Genomic DNA, 18471 nt, shown 5'->3' on the forward strand with positions numbered 1-18471 from the left:
CAGCCCGTTCTCCGACGAAGGACACACCATGCCGGTCAGCTCAGTCTTCCTCCTGCCGGGACAAGGGGGATACACCCCGGGCCTGTTCGCCGACGAGTATCCCAGCAACCCCCGGATCAGGGAGATCCTCGACACCGTCGACCGGGTGGCGGCCGAGTTCTCCCGCCCGGGGGTCACCACGCTGCTCACCCGCACCGACGCGCCCGATGCCGCGGAGCTGGTGCGCCAGGATCCCTTCGCGCTCCAACTGGCCGTGTTCGCGGCGGGGGCGGGCGGCTGCCACCTCGCTGAGCGGCACGGCGCACCGGACGTCCTGGTCGGGCACAGTATGGGCGAGATCGCGGCGCTGACCGTCGCAGGGGCCTTCGACCTGCCCGACGGGGCACGCCTGACGGCCCAACGCGCCGAGGCCCTGGCCGCACACTGCCCGGCCGGGGGCATGCTGGCCCTGGAGCTCTCCGCCGCCCGCACCGCCCACCTCGTCGGCGCGGTCGACGAACACGGGCTGGCGCTGGCGGTCACCAACGCCCCGCGCCAGACGGTGGTTTCCGGCCCCGCCCAGGCGCTGGCCGCCGTGCGGAAGGTGGCCTCCGCCCTTGATGTGCAGGCAACCCCGCTCAACGCCCCCTACCCCTTCCACGGTCCGATGCTCGCCGTGGCGGCACAGCGCTTCGCCGCCGCCGTCACCGGGATACGGCAGCAGCCGCTGCGGCTGCGCGTGTTCTCGCCCGTCGCCGCCGGATACGTGCACGACGACACGGACCTCAAGGCGCTTCTCGTCCGCCAGTTGACGGCACCGGTCGACTTCCTGGGTGCGGTGCGACACCTCCACGCCGACGGCGCGGAGCGGTTCGTTGAGTGCGGCAGGGCGGGTCTGTCGGGGCTGGTGCGGCGTACCGTGCCCTCGGTCACGACGGACAGCACTGCGTCGGGTGCGGCCTCCGTGCCGCGTCCGCCCGCCGAGTCGCCCGCGGCCGTCGAGCCGGTGCCGCAGCCCGTCACAGCCCCGGCCGCGGCGCCGGTCACAGCCCCGTTCGTGGATGCGGAGGAGGTGCTGCGGGAACTGCGGGAGCTGTACGCCTCGGCGCTGGAATACCCCGTAGAGGTGATCACCGCGGACGCGGACCTCGAAGCGGACCTCGGGATCGACTCCCTGAAACGGGCGGAAATGGTGGCGAAGGTGGCGGCCCACTTCGGGCTGGGCGAATCGGCGCAGGACGGCCGGTTCGTCGCCCAGTCCACTCTCGCGGACCTCGCCGGACTCGTCGTCTCCGCCCAGACACACGCACGCTGATGCGCCACCACGGGAGTCCAGCCAGCATGTCCCCACTCGACCTCTCCCACCGCACCGTGCTGGTCACCGGTGCCGCCGGGCAAATGGGCCGCGCCATCGCCCGGCAACTGGCAACGACCGGCGCGCACCTGGTGATCAGCGACGGACAGGGCCCGGACGCGGTGCGAGAGGCCCTCGTTCGGGCCGACACCCGGCCGGACGCGCTCGTCACCATGCTCATCGATACGGCAGACGCACCGGACGCCCGGACAGCACACGATCTCTTCCTCGCGAGCGCCCCGCAACAGGGTGCCGTACTCCTGACCGTGTGCAGGCCCGGGATCGAGGCCCTGGCCGCGGCCGAACTGAGCCGACTCGCCGCGGACCTCGGCGTTCCCTTCCGCGCCAACGCCCTCGTCGTGCCGGACGGAGCGGGAGAGTCGCAGGCCGAGGCCCTCGGCCAGCTCGTCGGCTTCCTCCTCTGCGACGCCGCCTCGGCGATCGACGGCAGGGTCGTCAGCCCGCACCCCGCGCCGAGCCTCGGGCCGGGCCCCGCGGGCCCGCCCGACGACGCGATCGCCGTCGTCGGCATGGGTCTGGCCGTGCCGGGAGCGAGCACACCCGAGGAACTGTGGGCCCTGCTCACCGAGGGCGAGCCGGTCTTCACCGAGCCGGGCGGCCGGCTCGACGTGGACGCCATCTGGTCGGCCGACCCGGCAGCACCGGACAAGACCTACTCCAGGGTGTCCGGCTTCATGTCCGGCTTCGTACCGCATCCGAAACTGCGCCGGGAAATCGCCTCCGGCGCTTTCGGCAGCGAGGAGTACACGGCAGTGTGGCTGCGCCACTCGCTGCTCGGCGCGACCGAGAACGTCACCGTACGCCCCGGCGACCGACAGCTGTTCGCCGTCGGACTCACCCCCGACGGCAGCCAGCACCTGGAGCAGAGCCTGATCACCTCCTCCGTACGCACCCACCTCACCCGTACGGGCCATACCGTCCCCGACACGCTCCGCGCGCACTATCCCCTCGGCGACCGACCGGCCGAGGACGTCCTGCCGTACCGCATCGCTCGCGACGCCGCCCACGACCTGCCCGCGGACGCGGAGATCGTCGTCGTCGACACCGCCTGCTCCTCCTCGCTGTACACCATCGACCTCGGGGCCCGCGCACTGCGCGCGGGCGAGACCGACATCGCGTTCTGCGGCGGGGCGTTCGCGCTCAGCGCGCAGAACCTGGTGCTCTTCGCCAAACTGCGCGGCCTCTCCCACACCGGACGCGTCCGCTCCCTCGACCGCGACGCGGACGGAGTGCTGTTCAGCGACAGCGCGGCGGTGCTCGCGCTGAAGACACACGCCCGAGCAGTCGCCGACGGGGACACCGTCCACGGCTACATCACGGGATTCGGCGGCTCTTCCGACGGCCGCGGCAAGGCCATCTACGCGCCCAACCCCGCAGGCCAGGTGCGGGCTCTGCAAAGGGCCTGGTCCGCCGCCGGGATCGCGCCAGGGGACGTGGACTGGATCGTCGCGCACTCCACCGGCACTCCGGCAGGTGACCGCACCGAGACGAACGCACTCACCCGGTGCGCGGGGGCCGGGAAGACGTGGACTGTGACGTCCAACAAATCGCTGGTGGGGCACTGCGGATGGGCCGCGGGCGCGGTCTCCGCCATTCACGCGCTGCTCGCCCTGCGGCACGGGGTGATCCCCGCGCAGCGGCAGTTCCGTGCACTGCCCGAGGACAGCCCGGCGTCCATCCGTGTGCCGACGCGTGACCTGCCCTGGCCAAAGGCCCGGGGGCACAGCCGCACGGTCGGGGTGTCCGCCATGGGCTTCGGCGGGACCAACGGCCACCTCCTCCTCAGCGACCAGCCGTCCTTCTCGCCCGGACCGCACGGCGCTCCCGGCCGGGACGACCCTGCCGTCGTCGTCGCCTGCGCCACCCATCTGCCGGACGAGCCCGACGAGGCGCGCTTGGCACGATGGCAGGCGGGCGCGGACCCGGACTGGCCGGCCTCCTTCGGCGACGACTACCCGCTGCCCACGCCTGCCGAGGCACGCCTGGCACCCTCGGCGATCGCGGCCATGGACCGCAGCCAGCTCATGGCGCTGCGCTGCGCCGACCGCCTCGTCGGCGACTGGATCCACGACACCGACCTGACCGAGCGCACCGGGGTGATCGTCGGGCACACCGGACCGACCCGGTCGGCCCGTGCCCACGCGCTGCGCTACAGCCTCGACGAACTCACGGAAAAGGTCACGGAACCCGCGGGGATTCCGGCCCGGGTACTCGGCGACCAGGTGCGGGCCACAACCCGTCCCATCAACGAGGACGTGTATCCGGGCCTGATGCCCAACATCATCGCCGCACGCGTCGTGCAGCGCCTCGACCTGCACGGACCGAACCTCACCCTCGACGCGGGCCGGGACTCCACCACCTCCGCGCTCGCCACCGCACTGCGCTACCTCCGCGACGGAGAGCTCGACCTGGCCCTCGTGCTCGGCGTCAACGCCGCCACGGAACCCGTGCCCGGCCGCGCCACGCCGGCCGAGGCGGCCATCGGTTTCGCCGTGACGCGGCTGAGCACCGCGCGTCGGCACGGCATGGAGGTCCTGGGCGAGCTCTCTCTCGCCCCGGGTACAGCCGCCACGGACGGGAACCCTCCCGGCACCGCCCGGGACCACCGCGGAGCCGAGGGCGCCGTCGCCGTCCTGCGGGCCCTGTACGCTGCCGGCACCCGGACGGCGATCCAGCCGGCGGAGGACCGGCACAGCCCGACGCTGCTGGTGACCCCGGGAGATCCGGCGGCCCGGATACCCGCGGAGGACAACCCCGCGGCCACCGCGTCCGGCGAGAGCGCCGCGCCGGTCCCCGCGGACAGTGTGCCCGCCGGGACGAGCAACCTGCGCGGGCACCTGGCCCGGCACGCCCTCGTTCTGCGCCCCGTGCCAGCCCAGAAGATCCGGGCCCGCCGGGCGGCGCTGCCGCCGGCCGCGCTCGTACTCACCGACGCCCCGGAGGGCCTTGCGGACGCCGGCATACCGGCCGATGCCCTCGTGGTGGCACCACGCACCTCCCGGCACGATGCCGACCGGGACGCGGCTCTGCCGTTCGCCGTCACGCGCGTCACCGAACCCGAGGAGCTGACTGAACTCCTCGCGGGCACTGGCCGGGAGGTTGGCGGCGACATCCGCGTCGTCGTCTCCGGGGCACCCGCGGCACCCCAGGAGGTGCCGCGGCACCTCCTCGACCTGCACGACCTGGCCTTCCTCGCAGCCCAGGCCCGGACCGGGCGGCTCGGCGCCGGCGGCAGCTACGCCGTCCTCGTCCACGACGCCGGCCGCGAGCCGACGCCCGCCCCGCACGCCGGCCTGTTCTGCGGGCTGGTCCGCAGCCTGGCGCAGGAACTCCCCGGATGTCTCGCCTACGCCCTGGTCACCGACTGCGGCGACGCCCTGACAGGACTCGCGGAACTGGCCGAGGAATCGACAGCACGCCGCCACATCCCCGTGGCCCACCGCACCGGAGGCATCCGGTACGAGTACCTGCTGGTGCCCGTCGAGGAACCCTCGGAGCGGGAACCGGTCGGCCTGCCCGACGACCCCGTCATCGTGGCGAGCGGCGGAGCGCGCGGCCTGACCGCCCATCTCGTGCACGAACTGGTCGCCGAGCGGGCCCCGCGCGCCGTATGGCTGCTTGGCACCGGGCCCGACCCCGACCCGCGCGACGCCGAGACCGACGTGGCTCCCCGCCCGCAGGCCCTGCGCGACCTGATGAGCCGCTTCCCCGGCGAGACCCCTGCCCAGCTCGGCAGGCGGTACGACCGTCTTGTGCAACACCACGAACGCGCCCGGACCATCGCCGGACTGGAGCGGGCCTGCGGTCCCGGACGGGTCCACTATCGGCAGTGCGACGTCCTCGACGAGAACGCCGTGCACAAGGTCGTGGAAGAGATCACAGCCGCCGAGGGCCGGGTGGACATCGTCGTCCACGGGGCGGGCCTCGCCCGCTCCGCGAGCCTCCCCCGCAAGAAACTCGCCGACTTCCGCGCCGTGCGCGACGTGAAGGTCCGCGGCTACGTGAACCTGCGGGACGCACTTGCCGGGCAGCGTCCCGCACTGTGGTGCAACATCAGCTCCGTCTCCGCCTTCACCGGGCTGCGCGGTGAGCCCGACTACGGCGCGGCCAACGAGTACCTGCTCCTGGCGTCCGCCCGGGCCCGCGCCGTCGAGGGCCGGGACGAGACGGCTCTCGTATCCGGGCTGTGGGTGGAGTCCGGCATGGCGGCCGCCCACACCCCCGGTGGTGCCTTCCTCGCCCGGCAGGGCGAGATCGGGCAGCTGACCGACGAGCAGGGCCGCGCGTTCTTCCGCAGCGAACTGCGTGGCCGGGGCAGTCACGGCCTCGCCACCACCTGGATCGGCGAGGCGGACTGGACGACACTCCAACGCACCGCACCCGGCTTCCGGGACATCTGCCGTGCGGCGGTCGAACACGCGCCTGAACCGCGGCACACCGTGCCGACCCGCTCCAGGCGCGCCTTCCTGCACGGCTCGCCACACCGCGAAGGCACCACCGCCGTCTGGACGTTCACCCTGGGCCTTGAGGACCACCCCTACCTCCTGGACCACCTGGTGGACGGCCGGCCCACCGTCCCCGGCACCTTCATCCTGGAGATGGCCGCCGAGGCGGCGGCCGAACTCGCCCCCGGTCTCGTCCCGGTCCGCTTCACCGACGTGAAACTGTCGCAGTTCATCCGAGCCACCCGGGCCCGCTGGCCCCGCACGCTCAGCGTGGCGGCCACCCGGGAGGACGACACGGTACGCGTGCGCGTCACCACCCCCGCGGCCGGCGCGGTACCCGAACGTGAACACACGCGCATGGTGGTGCACCTGGCCGTCGCACCACCGACCGGGCCGTGGTGCCCGCCCCTTCCCGGCTCGGGGAGCGCCGGAGCCCCCAACACCTACGAACTGCCCGGAACACCCGTCGAGCTGGGCGGAGTATTCACCTCACTGCGCTCCCCACGCCTCGAACCGGACGGCGGATCAGCCCGGTTCCAGCCGACGCCGCTTCAGGGCGGCGGCCCCTTCGGGGCATTCATCCTGCCCAGCACCGCCCTCGACTGCCTCCTGCGCACCAGCGTCCTCGACGGCCGGCAACCGGGTGAGGACATACCGGTGATCGTCCCCGTGGCCCTCGACTCCGTAGACCTCTACACGCAGGCCAACGACCTCGAACTGGCGCGGCAGTGGCCCGAGGGCCTGCAACTGCGCCACTGGTTCGGGCCTGCCGCACAGGACGAGGCGTCCGCCCTCGTCGGCCCTGACGGCCGTGCCCTGCTGCGGGTGACGGGCATCTCCGGCGCGGTACGCGACCGCTTCGATCCGGTCAACCGAACCTGGCGCACGGCGCGATGAGTTCGCGCGCCACCGTACAAGACAGCGAGAATGGCTCCCCACAGCCTTCCACCCCCGAGGAGAGCAACATGTCGGCCGAAACGACCGCCGAGGAGACACCGGCGGATCTGGCCCGCGGTGAGGCGGCGGGCCGTGCTCGCCCCTGGACTCTGGCCCTGGCCTGCGTGGCGATGTTCATGCTGATGCTGGACGTCACCGTGGTCAACGTCGCACTGCAGGACCTGCGCACCTCGCTCGGCGCCAGCTTCGCGGGGCTGCAGTGGGTGATCGACTCCTACACCCTGGCCCTGGCCGCGTTCCTGCTCACCGGCGGATCACTCGCCGACCGCCTCGGCCGCAAGCGCGTCTTCCTCGCCGGCCTTGTCGTGTTCACCCTGTCCTCCCTCGCCGCGGGGCTCGCCCAGGACGTGGTCACACTCAACATCGCGCGCGGCGCACAGGGCCTCGGTGCCGCGCTGTTGTTCTCCGTCGGTCCCGCGCTGATCGGCCACGAGTTCAGGGGCGCGGACCGGGGCAAGGCGTTCGGGCTGTTCGGCGCGATCGCCGGACTGGCGCTGGCCTTCGGCCCCCTCATCGGGGGCCTGTTGACCGACGCCCTCAGCTGGCGCTGGATCTTCCTCGTCAACGTGCCCATCGGACTGCTCGCCCTGGCCGCCGGCATGCTGCGGCTGCGCGAGTCCAGGCAGCCGGCGGCACACCGCGTCGACTGGTTCGGCATGCTCGCCTTCGGACTCGGACTCGCCCTGCTCGTCCTCGGCTTCCTGCGCGGCGAGTCGTCCGGCTGGACCAGCGCGACCATTCTCGGATGCTTCGCCGTGGGTGTGCTCCTGCTCGTCGCGTTCGTCCTCATCGAGAGGCGCCTCGGCGACCGCGCCATGTTCGATCTCTCGCTGCTGCGCATCGGCACGTTCAGCGGCGTCTGTCTGGCCACGCTGCTCTCCAACGCGACGAGCCTCGCCGCCGTGTTCCTCCAGCTCTCCTATGTGCAGAACGTCCTGGGGTATTCCCCGTGGGACACCGGCCTGCGGCTGATGCCGATGATGATGACGCTCTTCGTCGTGTCGGCGGTCACCGGCGGCCTGCTGGCCAAGGTGGCGCCCGGCGTCCTCATCGGCCTCTCCATCGCCTTCATCGCCCTCGGAATGGGCCTCATGGTCCTGGTGCACCCGCACAGCTCCTGGACGGCGATGCTGCCCAGCATGATCGTCACCGGCATCGGGATGGGGCTGTTCAACCCACCGCGCGCCGCCGTCACCATCGGGGTCGTCCGCCCCGAGAAGGCCGGTATGGCCTCCGGCATGGGAGAGACGTTCCAGCAGGTCGGTGTCGCCGTCGGTGTGGCGGCCTTCGGCGCCCTCTTCCACCACAAGGTCGTCGACGCCTTCACCGCCTCCCAGGCCGGCTCCGCCCTGGGCGGCACCGCGCACACCGTGGGCCAGGTGGTGGCCACCGGTGGTACGACGACGCTCTCCGGCAGCGTCGCCCCGGGGCAGCTCACCGCAGTCACCGAGGCGGCCCGCTCCGCGTTCGTCGACTCCCTGTCCAGCGTCATGGTGCTCTGCGCATGGGTCGCCGCAGTGGGCGCGGTCATCGCCTTCGTATGGATCCGCCGCCGGGACCTGCACGAGAGCGCCCAGGCTCCCGTGGCCGCGGACTGACGCCGCGCGAGCCGGCCCCATGCCCGGCCGACCGGCCCACACACCGAAGCACCGGAACAAAAGAGGGAGGCGCGACCCTGTGCAGCAGACCGTGAACGTGGTCGGCATCGGCGGTTCGAACCGGCCCCGATCGACGGCCGAACAGGCTCTGCGTGTCGCACTGGCCGAGGCGGCGCGCCGCGGTGCTGCCGTACGCGTCATCACGGGCCCCGAACTGGCGATGCCGCTCTACGGCGCCGCCGGGTCGGAGACCTCCCCCCAGGCCCGGCGGCTGCTGGCCGCTGTCGCCGACGCCGACGGGATCATCCTGGCCAGCCCCGCCTACCACGGCGGAGTCTCCGGGCTGGTGAAGAACGCTCTCGACCACATCGAGGAACTGCGCGAGGACACCCGTCCGTACTTCAGCGGACGGGCCGTCGGCTGCGTCTCGGTCGCCCAGGGCTGGCAAGGAGCCGTGTCCACGCTCTCCGCGTTGCGCGACGTGACCCATGCGCTGCGCGGCTGGCCCACCCCGCTGGGCGTGGCGATGAACACGGCGGCATCAGGCTTCTCGCCGGAAGGGCAGTGCCAGGACCCCCGCGTGCAGGAGCAGTTGGAGATCGTCGGGGCTCAGGTGGTCGAGTTCGCCACGCTGCGCGCGCTCAGCACGGCCGGAGCAGCGGCCGGAGACCGCGGTGTCTGAACGGACAGTGGCACCGCCGCGCCGTCCCGCGGCGGGGCGTCCGCTCCTGTCCGGAGCGGTCACGGTACCGTGCCCCGTACCCAGCGCCACCAGGCGGCTTTTCCTGTTCCACCACGCCGGCGGATCCCATCTCCTCTATCGTGGCTGGGAGTCAGATTTCCCTCCCGACTGGGAGCTGTGCCTCTTGGACGCGCCGGGGCGCGGCCGCCTCCTCGGTGAGCCGCTGATCGCCACCAGCGCCGGACTGGTGGATTTCTTCCTCAAGGAGCTGGAGCAGTGGACCGACCGGCCTTTCGCCTTCTTCGGCCACAGCATGGGTGCTTTGATCGCATACGAGTTGACGTGCCGTCTCGTGGCGGAGGAGCGGCCGGCGCCGGTATGGGCGGGGCTCTCCTCCTGCGGCGCCCCCCGCGCGCCCAGGGTCGGGTCGGGCCCGCGCCGCCATGAGTTCACGGACGTGAAACTGCGGGAGTGGCTGCGGGCGGCGGGCGGCACGCCGGACGCCGTCCTGGACCAGCCGGGCATGTGGCAAGCCTTCGGGCCGGTCTTCCGCAACGACTTCGCGCTGGTCGACACCTGGCGTCCGGCCCTCCCCGCCCTCCGCCTGCCGGTCGCGCTCTCCGCCTTCGGGGGCGCCGACGACGCCGTGGTGGGCCGGGACCGGCTCCTCGCCTGGGACAGGTACTCCCACCGCTTCCACGGCCCTCACATGTACCGCGGCGGCCATTTCTACCTCCGCGACCACCACCGCTCCGTCATCACCCGCATCGTCGAAGCGGTGGCCGCGGCGATCCCCGCGCCCGCGGGACCGTCACCCGCCGGCACCTCCGGCCCGACCGACCGCACAGACCGAAAGACAGGAAACACTCCATGAACTTTCTGGCGTTCTCCGGCAGCCTGCGGAACGCATCCCTCAACTCCGCAGTGGTCCGCACCGCGGCACGGCTGTGTCCGCCCGGCGCGGCGCTCGAGGTCTACGAGGGCATCGGGAGCCTGCCCTTCTTCAACCAGGACGTGGAGAGCACCCAGCCCCCCGCCGAAGTCCTCGACTTCCGGGCCCGGCTCGCCGCTGCCGACGCCGTGCTCATCGCCAGCCCGGAGTACGCGCACGGCACCTCGGGTGTCCTGAAGAACGCGCTCGAATGGGTGGTCGGCGGCGGCGAGCTCGTCGACAAGCCGGTCGCCGTGGTCACCGCCTCCCCTTCCATGACCGGCGGCGACCGGGCCCAAGCCTGGGTCAAGGAGACCCTGGAGGTCATGGGGGCGCGGATCCTGCCGGAATCGCTCCCCATCGCGTGTGCGGGGCCCAAGATCTCCGACGGCCGCGTCACCGACGAAACCACGCTGACAGAGCTCAGAGAAGTGATCGCAGCCATGGCGCGTGCGGCAAAAGCACGGCAGGACGCCTGACCGGCGTCACCCTTCCCGCCCCCTACCCCGGCTCAGGGACATGACGACCATCACCGCGCGCGAGGCCAGGCGCTGTTACAACGCGCACCACCCCCTCCACGCCGCCTACTACTTCGCCCCCGAGCACGACGACCTGTACGCAGGACTCGGCCTCGAACGCGGCCCGATGTCCTACCTGGCCGGACGGGCCGCGCCCCTGGGGCCCTGCACGGCCGGTGTGGTCACCGCGGTCTTCTACACCTTCCACCCCGGGCTCGTCCGGAAGCTCCTGCCCCCTGCGTGGCGGACGGCCACACCGGAACGCATACTCGACACCCGGCTCGAGATCGTCGACGCGTGTCTGACCCGGCTGCTCGGAGCGGAGGCCGTCGCGTCGCGAGAGATGGCCGAAGCCGCGGAACTCGCGCTCCGAGCGGCCGAAGCATGCACACAGCCCGGCCGCCCCCTGTACGGCGCCAATGCCGGTCTGCCCGTGCCGGCAGCGGCGCACCTGGCGTTCTGGCACGCGACGACCCTGCTCAGGGAACACCGCGGGGACGGCCACGTGAGCACTCTGGTATCCGCGGAGCTCACCGGGCTGGAGGCGCTCGTCACCCACACGGCGACCGGCACGAACTGGCGGCCCGCCTTCCTCCGGCGCACCCGGGGCTGGGCCGAGGCCGAGTGGATCGACGCACGCCGGAGCCTTCACGAGCGCGGACTGCTCACCCCCGTCGGCGCCCTGACCCCGCAGGGCGCCGACCTGCGCCGCGCCGTCGAGGCGGACACCGATCGCCTGGATGTCGCGCCGTACCGCCACCTCGGAACGGCGGGCACCGCCCGCCTCACCCAACTGGCCAGCGCCTTCAGCAGAACCGTCCTCGCGGGCGGCGGCCTTCCCCTTCAGGACATCGGCCGTCTGTGACGCGCGGGCGGGGCAGGTGGGCCGGGTGGTGGCCCGGCCGCCCGGCCCGGCTTTTCCCCGCGCCGTCGCCGCGCGGGAACGCGGACCGGGCTGCGGCCTCCCGGGCCCCCGGAGCGTGTCCGGCGGTCCGTGAAGTGCGTCACGGTGCCGCCGGGGGGAACTGCGGCCGCATGCCGGGGCCCGCGATCGGCAACGGTCCGCGCCCGGCGCGGACTCGGCGCTGCACGGCGCCGACGCGGGCGGGAGCGGTGCCCCGACCGCGCCGGCCAGAAACGGAACCGGGGTAGTTGGGGCGCCGGCAGGTTGCTGACAGGCGGCCGTCGAAGGTGATGTCGAAGGCGTTCAGCGCGGTCTTCCAGCGCATGGTCCGGCGGGCCTGCCCCGTGCCGGTGGGATCGAGCGACATGATCGCCATGTGGACGCACTTCAGGGCGAACGCTTCACAGTCCGCGACCCGGCGCAGTGGCTGCCGCCGAGTGCTGACCGGGCCTCGCCCCCGGCACCTTCCGCCCGCTCGGCGGCGCGCGCCCTTCGGCACCCCCGTGACCGGAGGGAGGCGCGCCGCGCGGCGGGGGCGCGGGCCGCGGACGCGGTGTGCCCGGTGGTCAGGCGGGACACCGCGCCCACGGCCCGCGGGATCAGCAGTCGGGCACGCCCGCGATCTTCTCGCCGCCCTTGATGAACACGTTGCTCATGTACAACGCGTCACTTCCACTGGGCAGTTCGACGAGGGACCACCAACTGCTGCTGCCCTGCGGCTCGGTGACCAGGTCACCGGGCGTCTGACAGATGTCGATCAGCGTGCCGGGCCCGAACTCGGCGGGTGAGGGCGCCGACACGTGCGGCGCGTTGTGCAGGCGCACGTTGCTCGCCCAGACCGTGACCTGGACGCCAGGGTCGGCCTGGGCGGCGTTCGGGGCCTCGGCCACGCCGGCGGCGGGCGCGGCCGGGGCCGCGGACGCGGCGGGCGCGAGCAGCGCCGCGGCGGCGGCGACGGCACCGGCCGTGAGGAAGGCTGCGGTGCGCGGGCGGGTCGGCCCGCGGCCGAAGGGACGGATCATGGCAACCCCGTTTCTGTCGTGCGGGCCGCTCCGCGGCCCGGTCACGCGGTACACGTCGGGCACGGGCCGCCCGTATGACACCCCGCCTTGTGGCGTACGTCACACAACACGGGTGCGGTCAGACGCAGTCCGGCACGCGGGCCGCGTCGCGCGTGCGGACGCCGGGCAGCCAGCCCGAGAGGCCGTGCGGCCCGCGCACCCGGTACCAGCGCGCGGAGGAGCGGCCGTCCTCGTCGCGCACGGGCGTGCCCTCGACCGCGCAGCTCGCGGTCAGCCTGTCGCCGTGCCAGACGGCGCCCGCGCGGTTGTCGGGCGCCGCGTAGCGCGCGTGCGGGTCCTTGGCCACCCGCAGGGCGCAGTCCGGCGTGCGGGGCCCCTGGCAGTCGCGTTCGGTGTTGTACACGGTGATCGTGACCGGCTTGGCGCCCGCGGGCGGCACGGGGCCGTGCGGGCGCGCAAGCAGCCAGGACCCGAGGGCCACGGCCGCGACGACCACGGCGGTCAGCCCGGCGAGGACGGCGGGGCGCCCGGCCACGGGGCGGCGCGGCACGGGGTCCGGCACGGCGCGGACCCGCTCCCACAGCCCCGGCGGCACGGTGAGCGCGTCGTCGGCCGCGCGCAGCCGGGCGCCGAGCGCCGCGGCGAGCCGCTGCTCGTCCGCCGGGGCCCCGGGGCCTTCGCGGCCTGCCGGGCCCTCGGCCTCAGGCCCGGTCATGGCCGCCCCCGCCGTCCGCGCAGGACCGGGTCAACTCGGCCCGCAGGGCGCCGAGCGCGCGGGTGCGGTGCCGGGCCGCCGTGCCCCGGTGCACCCGCATGATCCGGGCCGCCTGGTCGAGGGTGTAGCCGTCGAGGTCCACCAGGATCACCACGGCCGCCTGGCGCGCCGAGAGGCCGCCGAGGAGTCGCATCGCCTCCAACTCGCCCTGCCGCCGCTCGAATCCGCCGTCCCAGGCGACGGCGGGTGCGAGACCGCCCGCGGCGCCTTCGGCGCCCGCGAGGCTCTCCGGCGCGTCGGTCAGCACGTGGCGCTTCTCCTTCCTGCGGGCGTCGTGCACGGCGCTGAGCATCGCCCTGAAGGCGTAGGCGTACGGCTCGGGATGGCCGAGCAGCTTCTCCGGACGCGCCACCAGTTTGAGGTAGGTCTCGTGCACCGCGTCCTCCGCGGCGTGGGGCGTGCCCGCGAGCATGACGGCCCTGCGGTACAGCCGGGGCAGCAGTCCGCAGAACAGGGTGTCGAACGGGCTCTCGTCCGTCGCGTGGGGAGCCATCACGGAACATGATCCCGCGCGCGGCGCTGCCGTGCCGCCCGCGGTGCGCCGCCTCCACAAGACCTACGCGACCGGATCCGCGTATGCCCATCCGGTCAGCTTCCCGACGTCGATGACGATCACCGGCCCGTCCGGCCGTCTCTCCGCGTACTGCGGGTACTTGGCGGCGAGCAGGTCCCACACCGCCCGCCGCTCAACCTGTTCCGAGGCGTCGGAGCCGCGGCCTTCGCGGCGTCCGCTGCCGGGCCCGCCGTCCGGACCGTCCGGGATGTCCTGGCCGTCCTCGCGGTCCGGACCGTCCGGGCTGCCCTGGCCGTCCTCGCCCTCCCGGCCGCCTTCGCCGTACAGCACGCGCGCCGTGCCGTCCGCCCGTACCCACCACAGCCGGGTCCAGTCATCGCTGTACGCGTCGACGAGCGCGCACACCCGCGGCTCCGCCTCGATGTTGCGCAGGCGGCGCAGGTTCCGGTGGCGCTTGGGCTTGTGGTCGACGGCGATGGCGATGCGGTCGCCGCGCGGGCCCGCGTACCTGACGAAGGTCGCCGGCACCTGGTGCGGCGCCCCGTCCTGGTCCACGGTCGCGAGCCGCAGCACCCGGGCCTCGTCGAGCCGCCGTGCCGCCTCGTCGTCGGTGAGTCGCATGGTCCCCATTCGTACCGCGTCCGCGCCGTATGCCGGGGAGATCTCAGGGGTGTCCCCCGGGAAGTGCCCGGGTCCCGGCGAGTGGACGGGGGCCCGCCACGGGGCAGCAGTGACAGTGTCCGTAGCGTACGCCGGACGGGAGCGGGGCCGCGCGGGAAGCGCGGGCGCAGGACTGATGGAGGACGGATGGAGGAGGGGCGGGTGACGGGGCTTCGGCTGGGGCCCGTGCTGCGGCACGTCGCATGGGACGGCTCGGGCACGGCGACGGTGTGGGTGGAGGCGGACGCGGCGTGCACGGCCGAAGTCCGGTGCGCGGACGGCGCGTCTGGCGCGGCGCCGACGTTCGAGGTGGCGGGTCACCACTACGCGCTGGTGGAGGTGGCGGGGCTCACGCCCGGCACGTCGACGGAGTACGAGGTGCGGCTCGACGGCGGCCTGGTGTGGCCGCGCGGGGACGGCGCGTTTCCGCCGAGCGCGATACGCACGCCGGACGCGGGCGCCGACCGGGCCCGCGTCGCCTTCGGCTCCTGCCGGTGGGCCAGACCCGCGAAGGACGCGCCGGACCCCATCGGCCCCGACGCGCTGGACACGCTGGCGCTGCGGCTCGCGCAGGCGGACGCCGGGGACCGCCCCGACGTGCTGCTGCTCGTCGGTGACCAGGTCTACGCCGACGAGACCTCGCCCGGCACCCAGGAGTGGCTGGCCCGCCGCCGCGACCTGTCGGAGCCGCCCGGCACCCAGGTGGCCGACTTCGAGGAGTACACGCACCTGTACGACGAGTCCTGGGGCGACCCCGAGGTGCGGTGGCTGCTGTCGACGGTGCCGAGCTGCATGGTCTTCGACGACCACGACGTCATAGACGACTGGAACACCAGCGCCGCGTGGGTGGCGGAGATGCGCCGCACCGGCTGGTGGGACGAGCGGATCGTCAGCGGACTGATGTCGTACTGGGTCTACCAGCACCTGGGCAATCTCTCCCCCGCCGAGCTCGCGGCCGACGAGCTGTTCAAGGAGGTGCGCGCGGCGCCCGACGCGACGGCCCTGGTGCGGGAGTTCGCGCGGCGCGCCGACCGCGACCCGGCGAGCGTCCGGTGGAGCTACCGGCGCGACTTCGGCAGGACCCGCCTCGTGGTGATCGACTCGCGGGGCGCGCGCGTGCTGGCCGAGGACGCGCGGGCGATGGCCGGGGAGGACGAGATGGGCTGGGTGCGCGAGCAGGTGCTCGACGCGCCCGGTTCGTACGACCACCTGCTGCTCGGCACGTCGCTGCCGTGGCTGCTGCCGCCGATGATCCACGACCTGGAGAGCTGGGACTCGGTGCTGTGCGGCGGCGGGCGCGGCGCGCGCTGGACGCGGCTCGGGGAGCGGCTGCGGCGGGCGGCCGACCTGGAGCACTGGGCCGCGTTCCCGCGCTCCTTCGAGGAGTTGACCGGCCTGATAGCCGAGGTCGGCAGCGGCGCCGAGGCGCCGGCGACGGTGTCCGTACTCTCGGGCGACGTGCACCACGCGTACATCGCGGAGGCCTCGTGGCCCGGTGGCCGGGCGGCCGGTGGAATCGCCTCCCGTGTCACGCAGCTCACCTGCTCGCCCGTGCACAACTCGGTCCCCGGCTATATGAAGGTGACCTTCCGCGTGGGGTGGAACGCCCTCGGCCGGTGGGTCGGCCGGGCCCTGCGGCGCCACGGCCGCCTCGGCGCGCCGCCGGTGGCGTGGGACCGCACCGGTGGCCCCTGGTTCGGCAACCAGCTGATGACCCTGACCCTGGAGGGCCGCCGCGCCGGCCTGCGGCTCGACCAGAGCCGCGCGGACGGCTCCGCGCCGCCACGGCTGGTCACGGTCGACGCCCGCACCCTGACACCGCACGACGGCTGACCGCCCGGGCCCGGCGCCTCCCCGAAGCGAAGGCGCGGGGCGCCGGGAGCCCGCGGGTGCCGGAGCCCGCGACACGGAGGCCCGCGACACGGAGGCCCGCGACGCAGGGTCCCGCGGGCGCAGGAGCGCGGTTTTCGGCCGTCGGCCGGCGCGGGGCAGACCGCCGCAGACGGCGGGATGCCGCGCAATTGGGCCCTGCGGTAAGCCAACGTCTGCGGGAGAAAGGTGCGTTCGGGCTCGACGCGTTTCGTTCGTGCGAAACCATCGATCTCGGGGGAGACGATTCGGCTCCCGCACGCCCCGGGGAGATTCCACAGGTCCAGACCAACCCCCCAGGGCGAAGGAGTCCCCTCCTCATGTCACGACTGTCCGGCCGACTCGATCGGGCACAGCCGTACGCGCTCGGCCTGTTCCGCATCGTCGTCGGCCTGCTTTTCACCTGCCACGGAGTGGCCACCCTGTTCGGCGTCCTCGGTATGCGGGCGGTACCGGTGGGCGCCTGGCCCGGCTGGTACGCGGCCGTCATCCAGCTCGTGGGCGGCGCCCTCGTGCTGACCGGGCTCGCCGCCCGGCCGGTGGCCCTCGTCAGCTCCGGCTCGATGGCCTTCGCGTACTTCAGCGTCCACCAGGCGCACGGCGTGCTGCCGCTCCAGAACGGCGGCGAGGCCGCCGTGTTCTTCTGCTGGGCCTTCCTGCTGATCACCGTCATGGGACCCGGCGCGCTCGGCCTCGGCCGCGCGCAGGGCGCGGCGCGCGCCACGGGCGGCGGGGACGGGGCCGAGGGCGGCGAGCGCCCGGTGGGTGACACGGTCGCCGCCTGATCCGTTACGGCGCCCGTGCCCGCCGCCCACCTGCACGGTCGCCACGCTCGGCAGCCGGGCGCGCACCCCGCGCGACGGTATCGGCCCGGCCGGGCTGCTAGCAGGCGGAAACGAACTCCAAACATCTCGAAGTGGACAACATCACGCACGGCGGCGGAACCGCGCACAGCGTGCGGGCGTACGCTGTTTGGCTGGTAGGCCGCTTCCGCCGCTCCCCTGCGACAACCCGCGGCCGCGCATCAGGGCGCAGACCGGGAACCCGTTCCATCGGGCCCGGAGTCGAGACGGGATCGGGGAACAGGGCACCGTGCTGGAGAGTCTTGGGTCGCTTGCGAGCAGCCCGTGGATCTACGCCGTCGTGGCGCTCTCCGTCCTGCTCGACGTCTTCCTGCCCGTGCTGCCGAGCGGTGTGATCGTCGTGACCGCCGCCACCGCGACCGCCACGGCCGCCGGCTCCTCCACGGTCGTGCACGCAGCCGACCGGATGTCGGGCGCGAGCAGGCTGCCGCACGAGATCGCCTCGCTGATCCTGCTCGGCCTGTGCGCGACGACCGCCTCGGTCCTCGGCGACCTGGCCGCTTTCCATGTCGCGCGCAGCGGCAGCGGCAGGCTCACCCGCGCCCTGACGCGCTCGCGCCGCCTCGCCAGGGCGCACGCCGGCCTGGGCAGGGCGCTCGCCGCGGGCGGCGGCGCCCTCGTCGTGATCGCGCGCTTCGCGCCCGCGGGCCGCTCGGTGATGTCGTTCGGCGCGGGGGCCTCGCAGCGCAGGACGAAGGAGTTCCTCCCCTGGTCGGCGCTGGCGGGCGCGGCCTGGACCGTCTACAGCGTGGGCCTCGGCTACTTCGGCGGTCAGTGGCTCGGCACGAGCTGGTTCGGCACGGCGCTCTCGGTGCTCGCGCTGTTCGGCGCGGGTGCGCTCGCCGCGTATGTCGTGCGGCGCCCGCACGCACGGGCCGCCGCCGAGGCCGCGCCCGCGCTCATGCCCGCGCAGGCAGGGGCGGTGAAGGTGATCGGCTGCGAGCCCGCGCCCGCCGCCGACCCCGCGGCGGCCCGCGCCGCGTAACCCGGCCCGCTCAGCGGCCCGCGGGCTCCCGCCGCGCGGGGCCGCCCCGCACGTCGAGGCCCGCCAGCAGGCGGGCGGTGGATTCGGCGATCTCCGCTACGGCCCGGTCGAAGACCTCCCGGTTGTGCGCGGCCGGGGCACGGAAGCCGGACACCTTGCGCACGTACTGGAGCGCGGCGGCCGTGATCTCGTCCTCGGTGGCCTCTTCGGGGAGCGCGGGCGGGCGGAGGGTCTTGATGCTGCGGCACATGCCTCAAGTGTGCCGCGCACGGCCGCGCCCCGCGTCGACCGAGGCGCGTACGACCGAAGCGCCCGCGACCGTGCCCGGTACGACCGCGCCGCCTACGACCGCGCCCGTCGCGCGGCGAGACCCCGCGCACCCCGCCCGGGCCGC

16 protein-coding genes are annotated in these 18471 nt (G+C 73.9%); 10 read left to right on the plus strand and 6 right to left on the minus strand.

Annotation, left to right across the window (positions count from 1 at the left end; all coding sequences use genetic code 11):
* The first annotated feature begins 28 nt into the window (after positions 1-28).
* The 7 genes from AB0910_RS13680 to AB0910_RS13710 all read left to right on the plus strand — a co-directional run bounded on the left by AB0910_RS13680 (position 29) and on the right by AB0910_RS13710 (position 11350).
* Positions 29-1294, plus strand: a complete 1266-nt coding sequence (locus AB0910_RS13680; protein WP_366744753.1) for an acyltransferase domain-containing protein — start codon at positions 29-31, stop codon at positions 1292-1294.
* Between the two features lie 26 nt (positions 1295-1320).
* On the plus strand, positions 1321-6696 hold the full coding sequence (locus tag AB0910_RS13685) for an SDR family NAD(P)-dependent oxidoreductase (RefSeq protein ID WP_366744754.1): 5376 nt from the start codon (positions 1321-1323) through the stop codon (positions 6694-6696).
* A gap of 68 nt (positions 6697-6764) precedes the next feature.
* Positions 6765-8354 (plus strand): MFS transporter, encoded by a 1590-nt coding sequence (locus AB0910_RS13690; protein ID WP_366744755.1) that lies wholly within the window; start codon positions 6765-6767, stop codon positions 8352-8354.
* Positions 8355-8433: 79 nt separating this feature from the next.
* Positions 8434-9036 carry an NAD(P)H-dependent oxidoreductase gene (locus AB0910_RS13695; protein ID WP_366744756.1) on the plus strand — a complete coding sequence of 201 codons (603 nt, stop codon included), beginning with the start codon at positions 8434-8436 and terminating at the stop codon, positions 9034-9036.
* 7 nt (positions 9037-9043) lie between these two features.
* The gene (locus tag AB0910_RS13700; RefSeq protein WP_366744792.1) at positions 9044-9910 is read left to right on the plus strand and encodes a thioesterase domain-containing protein; all 867 of its coding nucleotides are present in this window, start codon (positions 9044-9046) and stop codon (positions 9908-9910) included.
* Positions 9907-10446, plus strand: a complete 540-nt coding sequence (locus tag AB0910_RS13705) for an NADPH-dependent FMN reductase (RefSeq protein WP_366744757.1) — start codon at positions 9907-9909, stop codon at positions 10444-10446. Before AB0910_RS13700 ends, AB0910_RS13705 begins: the two co-directional genes overlap by 4 nt.
* A 40-nt stretch (positions 10447-10486) precedes the next feature.
* Complete coding sequence (locus AB0910_RS13710) at positions 10487-11350, plus strand: hypothetical protein (RefSeq protein ID WP_366744758.1); 864 nt, start codon at positions 10487-10489, stop codon at positions 11348-11350.
* 139 nt (positions 11351-11489) lie between these two features.
* Here AB0910_RS13710 and AB0910_RS13715 read toward each other — a convergent pair whose 3' ends face one another.
* From AB0910_RS13715 to AB0910_RS13735, 5 genes are all read right to left on the minus strand, one after another.
* Entirely contained in the window at positions 11490-11765 is a 276-nt protein-coding gene (locus AB0910_RS13715) for a hypothetical protein (RefSeq protein WP_366744796.1), read from the minus strand.
* Positions 11766-11988: 223 nt separating this feature from the next.
* A complete protein-coding gene (locus AB0910_RS13720; protein ID WP_366744759.1) occupies positions 11989-12411 on the minus strand; it encodes a peptidase M23 in 423 nt (140 codons plus the stop codon).
* Between the two features lie 118 nt (positions 12412-12529).
* Positions 12530-13126 carry a hypothetical protein gene (locus tag AB0910_RS13725; RefSeq protein WP_366744760.1) on the minus strand — a complete coding sequence of 199 codons (597 nt, stop codon included), beginning with the start codon at positions 13124-13126 and terminating at the stop codon, positions 12530-12532.
* A complete protein-coding gene (locus AB0910_RS13730) occupies positions 13113-13679 on the minus strand; it encodes an RNA polymerase sigma factor (RefSeq protein WP_366744761.1) in 567 nt (188 codons plus the stop codon). Before AB0910_RS13730 ends, AB0910_RS13725 begins: the two co-directional genes overlap by 14 nt.
* 63 nt (positions 13680-13742) lie before the next feature.
* The gene (locus AB0910_RS13735) at positions 13743-14321 is read right to left on the minus strand and encodes a TIGR03668 family PPOX class F420-dependent oxidoreductase (protein ID WP_366744762.1); all 579 of its coding nucleotides are present in this window, start codon (positions 14319-14321) and stop codon (positions 13743-13745) included.
* A gap of 201 nt (positions 14322-14522) precedes the next feature.
* Between AB0910_RS13735 and AB0910_RS13740 the strand changes: the two genes are divergently transcribed.
* The 3 genes from AB0910_RS13740 to AB0910_RS13750 all read left to right on the plus strand — a co-directional run bounded on the left by AB0910_RS13740 (position 14523) and on the right by AB0910_RS13750 (position 18077).
* Positions 14523-16193 (plus strand): alkaline phosphatase D family protein, encoded by a 1671-nt coding sequence (locus AB0910_RS13740; protein ID WP_366744763.1) that lies wholly within the window; start codon positions 14523-14525, stop codon positions 16191-16193.
* A 365-nt stretch (positions 16194-16558) separates the two neighbouring features.
* Positions 16559-17014 carry a DoxX family protein gene (locus tag AB0910_RS13745; RefSeq protein ID WP_366744793.1) on the plus strand — a complete coding sequence of 152 codons (456 nt, stop codon included), beginning with the start codon at positions 16559-16561 and terminating at the stop codon, positions 17012-17014.
* 307 nt (positions 17015-17321) lie between these two features.
* Positions 17322-18077 (plus strand): VTT domain-containing protein, encoded by a 756-nt coding sequence (locus tag AB0910_RS13750; RefSeq protein ID WP_366744764.1) that lies wholly within the window; start codon positions 17322-17324, stop codon positions 18075-18077.
* 10 nt (positions 18078-18087) lie between these two features.
* Here the strand turns inward: AB0910_RS13750 and AB0910_RS13755 are convergent, their stop codons facing one another.
* Positions 18088-18327 (minus strand): DUF2277 domain-containing protein, encoded by a 240-nt coding sequence (locus tag AB0910_RS13755; RefSeq protein ID WP_366744765.1) that lies wholly within the window; start codon positions 18325-18327, stop codon positions 18088-18090.
* Positions 18328-18471 lie beyond the last annotated feature (144 nt).

Origin of the sequence: Streptomyces sp. NPDC047002, from assembly GCF_040704505.1 — a bacterium.
Taxonomy (GTDB): domain Bacteria; phylum Actinomycetota; class Actinomycetes; order Streptomycetales; family Streptomycetaceae; genus Streptomyces.